At 65.1% G+C, this 9,079-nt stretch carries 7 protein-coding genes and 2 pseudogenes; 3 read left to right on the top strand and 6 right to left on the bottom strand.

Annotated features, from left to right (window positions below; genetic code table 11):
- The 6 genes from EOA24_RS17575 to EOA24_RS17550 form a co-directional block, all read right to left on the bottom strand.
- The coding region (locus EOA24_RS17575; RefSeq protein ID WP_133374540.1) for an ABC transporter ATP-binding protein at positions 1-543 on the bottom strand (543 nt) is incomplete at its 3' end.
- A gap of 2 nt (positions 544-545) precedes the next feature.
- Positions 546-752: a hypothetical protein gene (locus tag EOA24_RS17570; RefSeq protein WP_127258256.1), complete on the bottom strand. Its 207-nt coding sequence runs from the start codon at positions 750-752 to the stop codon at positions 546-548.
- Positions 749-1,699, bottom strand: a complete 951-nt coding sequence (locus EOA24_RS17565; protein ID WP_041001244.1) for a carbohydrate ABC transporter permease — start codon at positions 1,697-1,699, stop codon at positions 749-751. Before EOA24_RS17565 ends, EOA24_RS17570 begins: the two co-directional genes overlap by 4 nt.
- Positions 1,696-2,643 (bottom strand): sugar ABC transporter permease, encoded by a 948-nt coding sequence (locus tag EOA24_RS17560; RefSeq protein WP_126079773.1) that lies wholly within the window; start codon positions 2,641-2,643, stop codon positions 1,696-1,698. Before EOA24_RS17560 ends, EOA24_RS17565 begins: the two co-directional genes overlap by 4 nt.
- A gap of 107 nt (positions 2,644-2,750) precedes the next feature.
- Positions 2,751-4,082, bottom strand: a complete 1,332-nt coding sequence (locus EOA24_RS17555) for an ABC transporter substrate-binding protein (RefSeq protein ID WP_127257165.1) — start codon at positions 4,080-4,082, stop codon at positions 2,751-2,753.
- A gap of 253 nt (positions 4,083-4,335) precedes the next feature.
- Positions 4,336-5,034: a PIG-L deacetylase family protein gene (locus EOA24_RS17550; RefSeq protein WP_127257167.1), complete on the bottom strand. Its 699-nt coding sequence runs from the start codon at positions 5,032-5,034 to the stop codon at positions 4,336-4,338.
- Positions 5,035-5,055: 21 nt separating this feature from the next.
- On the opposite strand from EOA24_RS17550, the gene EOA24_RS17545 reads away from it, so the two are divergent.
- From EOA24_RS17545 to EOA24_RS17535, 3 genes and pseudogenes are all read left to right on the top strand, one after another.
- Positions 5,056-5,946: a DMT family transporter gene (locus tag EOA24_RS17545; RefSeq protein WP_127257170.1), complete on the top strand. Its 891-nt coding sequence runs from the start codon at positions 5,056-5,058 to the stop codon at positions 5,944-5,946.
- A gap of 45 nt (positions 5,947-5,991) precedes the next feature.
- Positions 5,992-8,440 (top strand): annotated as a pseudogene (gene hrpB / locus EOA24_RS17540) (ATP-dependent helicase HrpB).
- A 226-nt stretch (positions 8,441-8,666) separates the two neighbouring features.
- A pseudogene (locus tag EOA24_RS17535) lies at positions 8,667-9,079 on the top strand (sensor histidine kinase); the annotation flags it as partial.

Below are 9,079 nucleotides of genomic sequence, written 5' to 3'. Positions count from 1 at the left end.
GTTGTGCAGCTCGCGCAGCTCATGCACCATCAGATCGCGGAACTCGGTGTCGAGGGTCCCCAGCGGCTCGTCCATGAGAAAACATTTCGGCCGCCGCACGATGGCGCGGCCGAGCGCGACGCGCTGGCGGTCGCCGCCGGCAAGACCGGAGACGGATTTGTCGAGCAGGTGATCGATGCGCAGCAGCTTCGCGGTCTCCTCGACGCGGCTGCGGATTTCGGCTGCCGGCATGCCCTGCGCCAGCAGCGGAAAGCCGATATTCTTGCGCACGTTCATATGCGGGTAGAGCGCGAAGAGCTGGAAGACGAAGGCGATGTCGCGCTCGCGCGCCCGGCGCATTGTGACATCCTCGCCGCCGAGCAGGATCTTGCCGCCGGTCGGCAGTTCGAGGCCGGCGATCATGCGCAGCGTTGTCGTCTTGCCGCAGCCGGACGGTCCGAGCATGACGAAGAACTCGCCGTCCTCGACGACGAAATTGGAATCCTGCACGGCGACGAATGCGCCGAAGGCTTTCCTCAGGTTCTGAACACGAATCTCGGCCATCTCTATTCCGGGAATTTCGAGACGATGATGAACATCACCGTACCGGCGAGCATGGTGATGAAGGAATAGGTGTAGAGCGACAGCGCGAAGGGCTGGAACAGCATCAGGAAGCCGATCGCGATGATCGCCGTGGCGATGTTCTCCATCAGCCCGCGCCTTGCCCAGACGGGCCAGCGCGATTTGCGTTTTGCGGTCTGGATCGTGCTCATTTGCGCACCGCGCCGAAGGTGATGCCGCGCAAGAGTTGCTTGCGGAGCAGGATGGTGAAGACGAGGATCGGCACCAGGAAGATAGTTGTGCCGGCCGCCACCGCCGGCCAGTCCTGGCCGCCTTCGCCGATGATGGTCGGGATGAAGGGCGGCGCGGTCTGCGCCGTGCCGGAGGTCAGCAGAGCGGCGAACGCATATTCGTTCCAGGCAAAGATCAGGCAGAAGATCGCGGTCGCGGCGATCCCGGTCGTCGCCTGCGGCAGCACGGTGCGCCAGAAGGCCTGCAGCCGCGTATAGCCGTCGATCATCGCCGCCTCTTCATATTCGCGCGGGATCTCGTCGATGAAGCCTTTGAGCAGCCAGACTGCCAGCGAGACGTTGACCGCGGTGTAGAGCAGGATCATGCCGAGCGCGGTGTCGGAGAGGCCGAGCTCGCGATACATCAGGTAGATCGGGATCGCCACCGCGATCGGCGGCATGAAGCGCGTCGACAGGATGAAGAACAGAAGGTCGTCGGCCAGAGGCACCTTGAAGCGTGAGAAGCCATAGGCCGAGAGCGTGCCCAAAAACACCGCGCAGAAGGTCGAGCCGAAGGCGATGATCAGCGAGTTGACGAAGCGCGGCAGGAAGTTCGACGGCCCGGCGATCACCATGTTGCGCTTGCGCACGGTCTCGTCGCAGAAACCGGTCGCCGGTCCGAGCGAGTTGATGTATTCCGGCGTCTGCCGTGTGCGGGTGGTGAACAGGTTGCAATAGCCTTCGATGCTCGGCTGGAAGACGATCTTAGGCGGATAGGCGATCGAGTCCGGCGGCGTCTTGAAGCTGGTGGCGAAGATCCACAACAGCGGCACGATCGAGATCAGCGCATAGGCTATGATGATCGTGCCGGCGATCAGCTTCGCGTTCGACGAGGGTGCTACGACGGAATGGGCGGTGGTCAGGCTCATCTCTGCTTCACCTTGTTGAGCGCCTTGACGTAGATGTTGGCCAGCCCGAACACCGCGACGAACAGGATGATGGCGAACGCCGAGGAATAGCCGGTGCGCCAGCTTTCGAAGGCCTGCCGCTTCAGCGTGATCGAGGCGACCTCGGTGGTCGAGCCGGGTCCGCCGCCGGTCAAGAGGTTGACCATGTCGAACATCTTGAAGTTCTCGATGCCGCGGAACAGCACCGCCAGCATGATGAAGGGCAGCGCCATCGGCAGCGTGATCGACCAGAACTGCCGCCAGTTGGAGGCGCGGTCGACCTCGGCCGCCTCATAGATGTATTCGGGGATGGAGCGCAGGCCGGCGAGGCAGATCAGCATCACGTAGGGCGTCCACATCCAGGTGTCGACGATGATGATCGCCCACGGCGCCAGCTCGACATTGGACAGCATCTGCACATTCGTCGGCGGAATGCCGGTGACGAAGGAGATGACATAGGAGAACAGCCCGATCTGCGGCTCGTAGAGGAAGCGCCAGAAATTGCCGACCACCGCCGGCGACAGCATCATCGGCACCAGGATGATTGTGGTCCAGAAGGCATGGCCGCGGAACTTGCGGTCGATCAGCCAGGCCAGCGTGAAGCCGATCACCGTCTGCAGCAGGATCGTCCAGAACACGAAATGCGCCGTCGTCTGCATGGCGATCCAGATGTCGTGGTCGCCGAGGATGCGCTGGTAATTGGCGAGCCCGAGGTTCTTCACCACTTCGTTGGGGCGGTTGGCGCGGTAGTTGGTGAACGACAGATAGATCGCCCAGAACAGCGGGAAGATGTTGATGGCAAGCAACAGAAGGATCGTCGGCGAGATGAACAGCCAGGCGAGGCCCTTGTCGCTGATGCCCCGGATCCTCTTGGCCAACGGCTCCGGGGTCGCCCGGGCAACGTTGTCCGCAGTCCGATTGAGCATGGTAAGTCCTGCTTCGGTCACGGGTCAGTCTCGGCTATGGAATTTATCTGAACTGCGTCCCGTGCCAAGGGCGGCACGGGACGCCTCGATCAAGCTCGGGAGGAGCCTTACATCTTGCCGTCGTCCTGGAAGACCTGCGTCCAGTCCTTGACCAGGCCGTCGAGCGCGTCCTTGGCCGAGCCCTGGCCGGCCACGACATAGTCATGGAAGCGCTTCTGCGAGGCCTGCAGCAGCGGCGCGTAGCTCGGTTCGGCCCAGAAGTCCTTCACGATGGCCATCGAGTCGAGGAAGGCCTGCGCATAGGGCTGGCTGGAGGGGAACTTCGGGTCCTTCACCACGGAGTTCAGGCAGGAATAGCCGCCGAGTGACCACCACTTGGCCTGCACGTCCTTGTTGGCGAACCACTTGATGTATTTCAGCGCCGATTCCTGCTTGTCGGAGTAGGACACCACCGAAATGCCCTGGCCGCCGAGCTGCGCGAACTGATCGCCGTCGGGTCCCTTCGGATTGACGAAGTAGCCGATCTTGTCGCCGCCGACATTCTCGTCCTTCTGCAGGCCGGGCCAGGTGAAGGCGAAGTTCATATGCATCGCCACCTGTCCGGATTTGAAGGCGTCGACGCCTTCGCCCATGTAGCTGTTGGAGGCGCCGGGCGGCGTGCAGCAGTCATAGAGCGCCTTATAGAACTCCAGCCCCTTCACCGATTTCTCGGAGTTGACGAAGCCTTCCATCTCATAGGGCTTCTTCGGGTTTTCATACTGGAAGCCGTAGCTGTAGAGCACATCCATGGCGCCCATGGTGATGCCTTCCGAGCCGCGCTCGGTGTAGATCGAGGCGCCATAGACGGTCTTGCCGTCGATCTGACGCTTCTGGAAGAACTCCGCGATCTGCTTCAGCTGGTCGAAGGTGGTCGGCGCGGCCAGGTCCCAGCCATACTTCTCCTTGAATTCCTTCTGCAGCTCGGGCTTGGAGAACCAGTCCTTGCGATACGTCCAGCCGACGACGTCGCCCATCGCCGGCAGCGCCCAGTAGTTCGGCGTGTTCTTCGGCCATTCGGAATAGCCGACAACGGTTGCCGGCACGAAGTCGTCCATGCTGATCTTCTCCTTGTCGAAGAAGTCGTTCAGCTTGACGTAGTGGCCGTTCTCCGCGGCGCCGCCGATCCACTGGCTGTCGCCGATGATCAGGTCGCAGAGCTTGCCGTGCGAGTTGAGCTCGTTCAGGAAACGGTCGGCGTAGTTCGTCCACGGCACGAACTCGAACTTCATGCCGATGCCGGTTTCCTTGGTGAAGTCCTTGGACAGTTCCACAAGCGCGTTGGCCGGATCCCAGGCCGCCCAGCACAGCGTCAGGTCTTCCGCATGCGCGACGTTCGAGACGGCTGTCGACGCAAACATCGCCGAGGCCAGTCCCAACGCCAGTTTCAAGGTCGATTTCATGCCTTACCTCCCATTTGCGAAACGCGTCCGGATGACGGTTTCAAGAGCCCCTCAACCCTCGCTCCTCCGAGGGCCTAAACAGGCGCGCGCTATGCGTCGCCACGAAGCGCGATGCGCTGCCGATGTTTAGTAATTTGTTTAGTGATGCTCTTTTTACTAAACAACGCAAGCGAATTCGTTGCTGCGCCGCAGCATGCCAAAGCGCGTCATTGAAATCGTTGGGAAATGATCACCGGACCTGTTTCGGCCGCGGTCATCTGGCCCCGGTGGCAGGGCTGGGGCTTGCCATCACCGGCCGGATCGCCGGCGCCGGCGGCAGCAGCGCGCGTATGTCAGCGAAGGGGAAAATAGGCTCGAAGCGGAAAGCTTCCGCCAGCGCGCCGGAGGCGCCGTTGCACTGGCCGGCGCGAAACTCGTTCTGGAGGCGCGCCCGGTGCACATAATGCTCCGGGCCTTGCGACTGGTGCGCGCGGATCGCTTCAGCCTTGATCTCCCAATGCTGCGAGATCTCGACATAATGCGTCGGTGAAAAACCGGTGCCGCCGAGCGTGTCGGCATGCAGCACCGGCACCGCGAAGGACGCCGCGATGCGCACGCCGTCGGACAGCGCGCGGTGGTCGCCGTGATAGTCATAGGGCGCATGGGTGATCGCGAGGTCGGGCTTCACCTCGCCGATCAGCGCCTTCAGCGCCGCAATGAACGCGGCATCGGCGACGAGTTCGCCGTCGGGAAAGTCGAGGAAGCGCGGCTCGACGCCGAGCAGCCCTGCCGCCTTGGCCGCTTCCTTGCGCCGCAAGCGGGCGAGCGCCGCCGGGTCGCCCGTACCGCCCCTGGCACCATCAGTGGCTATCGCAAAATTGAGCTCTGCGCCTTGCGCGGCATAGGCGGCCAGCGTACCGAACATGAATATCTCGATGTCGTCGGGATGGGCGCCCAGCGCCAGTATCTTCACGTCTTCTCTCCCGGAAATGACATGCCGAACGGGATTCTGCTCGCCCTGATCGCCTATGCAAGCTATTCGTTCAGCGACGCCGTCATCAAGAGCCTGGGCGGGCAGTTCACCGTCTTCGAGATCGGCTTCTTCTCGACCCTGTTTGCCGGCTGCTTCCTGTTCTTCACCAAGCCCGGGGACGAGCGCTGGCGCGATTTCTGGCGCACCAAAAGGCCATGGGCGGTGCAAGCGCGCGCTCTGGCCGGCATCGTCTCTGGCGTGCTCGGCGTCTTTGCCTTCACCACTATTCCGCTGGCGGAAGTCTACGCGCTGATCTTCCTTGCGCCGTTGCTGGTCACCATCCTGTCGACAGTCATCCTCAAGGAGAAGGTCGGTCCCTGGCGGTGGCTCGCCGTGGTCGCCGGCTTTGCCGGCGTGATGCTGGTGGTGCGGCCGGGTTTTCGCGGATTTCATCTCGGCCATCTCGCCGCCTTCGCCAACGCCTTCCTCGCCGCCATCAGCGTCATCCTGATGCGCTCGCTCGCCCAGCAGGAAAAGCGCACGACGATCCTCGGCGCGCTGGTCGGCTACGGCCTTGTCTTCAACGGCGTCGGCGCGGCCGCCACCTCGTTCGCGCTACCCAATCTCGGGCAGCTGGTCTGGCTGATGATGGCGGGCCTCTTCACCGCCCGCGGGCAGCAGCTGCAATTGCTCGCAGTCAAATACGCGCCCGCGAACCGCATCGCGCCGACGCATTATTCGCAGATCGTCTGGGCGGTCATCCTCGGCGCGCTGTTCTTCCAGGAATATCCCGACTGGCTGTCGCTGGTCGGCCTGGCGGTGGTCGGCGCATCCGGCCTGCTGACCATGGTGCGCGAAGAAGTCCGGCTCGGCACCGTGCGCTGGAACCCGTTTTCGCGCACCAGGCTCTGAGCGCATACGTTGCATGGCGACCGCGACCGCTGATATGCGGGCGACATGATGACGAAACCCTTGCCGGAGCTTCCGGTCACAGCCGTGCTGCCGGCACTTGGCGAAGCGCTCTCCCAGCGGAACAGCGCCGTGCTGGTGGCGCCGCCCGGCGCCGGCAAGACGACGCTGGTGCCGCTGGCGCTGCTCGACGCGCCGTGGCTGGGGGAGGGCCGGATCGTGCTGCTCGAGCCGCGCCGGCTCGCCGCCCGCGCCGCCGCCCGCCGCATGGCTGAACTGCTGGGCGAGGAGCCGGGCGGCACGGTCGGCTACGCCATGCGCATGGAGAACCGCACCTCGGCACGGACAAAGATCCTGGTTGTCACCGAAGGCGTGCTCTCCCGCATGATCCTCGACGATCCGGAGCTGCCGGGGGTCTCGGCGGTGATCTTCGACGAATTTCACGAGCGCTCGCTCGACGGCGATTTCGGCCTGGCGCTGGCGCTCGACGTGCAGGGCGCGTTGCGGCCGGACCTGCGCCTGCTGGTCATGTCGGCGACGCTCGACGGCGCGCGCGTGGCGAAGCTTTTGTCCGAAGCGCCGGTGATCGAAAGCGAGGGCCGCGCCTTTCCGGTCGAGATCCGCTACGACGAACGGCCGGCAGGCACGGCGGTCGAGGACGCCATGGCCAAGGCCGTGCGCTCCGCATTGGCTACCGAGCAGGGCAGCGTGCTGGTCTTCCTGCCTGGACAGCGCGAGATCGAGCGCACCGCCGAGCGGCTTGTGGGCAACGTTGCGGCCGACACCGATATCGTTCCGCTCTACGGCCAGCTCGACAACAAGGCGCAAGACCAGGCGATCCGGCCGGCGCAAGGTGGTGCTGGCGACCTCGATCGCCGAGACGTCCATCACCATAGATGGCGTGCGCGTCGTCATCGATTCCGGCCTGTCGCGCCTGCCGCGCTATGAGCCGGCAAGCGGCCTGACCAGGCTGGAGACGGTGCGTGTCAGCAGGGCCTCGGCCGATCAGCGCGCCGGCCGCGCCGGGCGCACGCATGCCGGCGTGGCGGTGCGCCTGTGGCGGGCCGAGCAGACCGCGTCGCTTCCCGCCTTCACGCCGCCGGAAATCCTCGAGGCCGATCTGTCGGGCCTGCTGCTCGACTGCGCCGCCTTCGGTGTCGCCGATCCGTCGAGCCTGTCCTTCCTCGATCCGCCGCCGGCGCCGGCGCTCAACGAGGCTAGGGTTCTGCTCAAGGCGCTGCACGCCAGCGATGAGGCAGGGCGGCTGACGGAAGCAGGCGCCGCCATGCGCAAGCTGGCGCTGCCGGTGCGGCTGGCGCATATGGTGGCCGAAGCCGCGAAGACCGGCCATGCGCTCGAAGCGGCGACGCTTGCCGTGCTTTTGACCGAGCGCGGGCTGGGCGGCGACAGCGCCGATCTGGAGCGGCGTCTGATCCGGTTTCGCGGCGAGAAATCGCCGCGCGCCAACGCCGCCAGGCAGCTTGCCGAGCGTCTGGCCAGGCAGGCCGGTGGCGGGCAGGGCGGCGAAGCGGCCTCTGCCGGCCCCCTTTTGATCCATGCCTGGCCGGATCGCGTCGCGAGGGCGCGCGGCGAGCGCGGCCGCTTCGTGCTCGCCAACGGTTCGGGCGCCATGGTCGATGCCGCCGATCCGCTCGCCAACGAAACCTGGCTCGTCGTCGCCGACTTGCAGGGCAAGGCGCAGAACGCCCGCATCACCGCGGCCGCGCCGGTCGGCGAAGCCGATATCCGCGCCGCTCTTGCCCATCGCTTCGTAACGAAGCGCGAGACGAGCTTCGACCGCGAGCGCCTCGCCGTGCGTATGCGCGAGACCGCCAGGCTCGGCGCCATCACGTTGTCCGAACGCATGCTGCCGGCGCCGTCCGGCGCCGATGCCGACCGCGCCATCCTCGACGCGCTGAGAGAGCACGGCCTGTCGCTGCTCGATTGGGGCAAGGAGGCGGAAGCGCTCCGCCGGCGGCTCGGCTGGCTGCATCGCGGCCTCGGCGCGCCCTGGCCAGACGTTTCGGATGAAGCGCTTGTCGAGCGCCTCGACGACTGGCTCCTGCCGTTTCTTTCCGGCGACGCGTCCTTCGCGGCCATCAAGCCGGCGACTTTGTCGTCGGCGCTCATGGCGCTTGTCCCTCATGACCTGCAGCGCAAGGTCGACGCGCTGGCGCCGACCCATTTCGACGCGCCGTCCGGCAGCCATGTTCCCATCCGCTATGACGGCGAATGGCCGGTGCTGGCGATCCGCGTGCAGGAACTCTTCGGCCTCGACCGGCATCCTTCAATCGCCAACGGCACCGTGCCGCTGACGCTGGAGCTTCTGTCGCCGGCGCATCGCCCGATCCAGACGACGCGGGACTTGCCCGGCTTCTGGCGGGGCTCCTGGGCGGATGTGCGCACCGACATGCGCGGCCGCTACCCAAAGCATGTCTGGCCGGAAAACCCGCTGCTGGCCGCCGCCACCAGCCGCGCCAAGCCGCGTGGAACGTGATCGTGGGCGGGACGATCTTTGACAGGCCGCTTGCGTTGACGGACCGCATGCATTGGCGATTGGCGCAAAAGCCCATCACGTCGTCATCCTCGGGTCTGCGCTCCGCTTCGCGTCGCTCCGCCCGTGGATGACGAAATCGCGAAGGGCCTCGGCTAATGCGAATCGCGCAAGGCGCCTTTTACAGCACTACTAGCGCTTACTCTCCCGCGGTTATAATCGTAAGTCGATGATCAACATCCTGCGCGCGCCTGATTCCCAGCCAAGCCAGCGGTTGCGGCTCAACACGCTGGTCCGCCTGCGCTGGCTGGCCATCGTCGGCCAGAGCCTGACCGTGCTGGTCGTCGCCTATGGGCTGAAATTCCCGCTGCCGGTCTCGATGTGCTTCGCGCTCATCGCCTTGTCGGCGTGGATGAATCTGTGGCTCACCTTCCGCTATCCGGCCGCGCATCGGCTCACCCCGCTCTCGGCCTTCGCCATCTTGACCTTCGACGGCCTGCAGCTCAGCGGTTTGCTTTACATGACCGGAGGCCTGACCAACCCGTTCTCGGTGCTGCTTTCCGTGCCTGTTGTCATTTCGGCCGCGTCGCTGCCGCTGCGGTTCACCGCGATCCTCGGCGCGCTGGTCATGGTGGCCGCGAC

The organism is Mesorhizobium sp. M2A.F.Ca.ET.039.01.1.1 (assembly GCF_003998035.1).
GTDB lineage: Bacteria > Pseudomonadota > Alphaproteobacteria > Rhizobiales > Rhizobiaceae > Mesorhizobium.
Note: the sequence above shows the minus strand (reverse complement) of the source record. Positions and strands in the feature narration are given on the sequence as shown.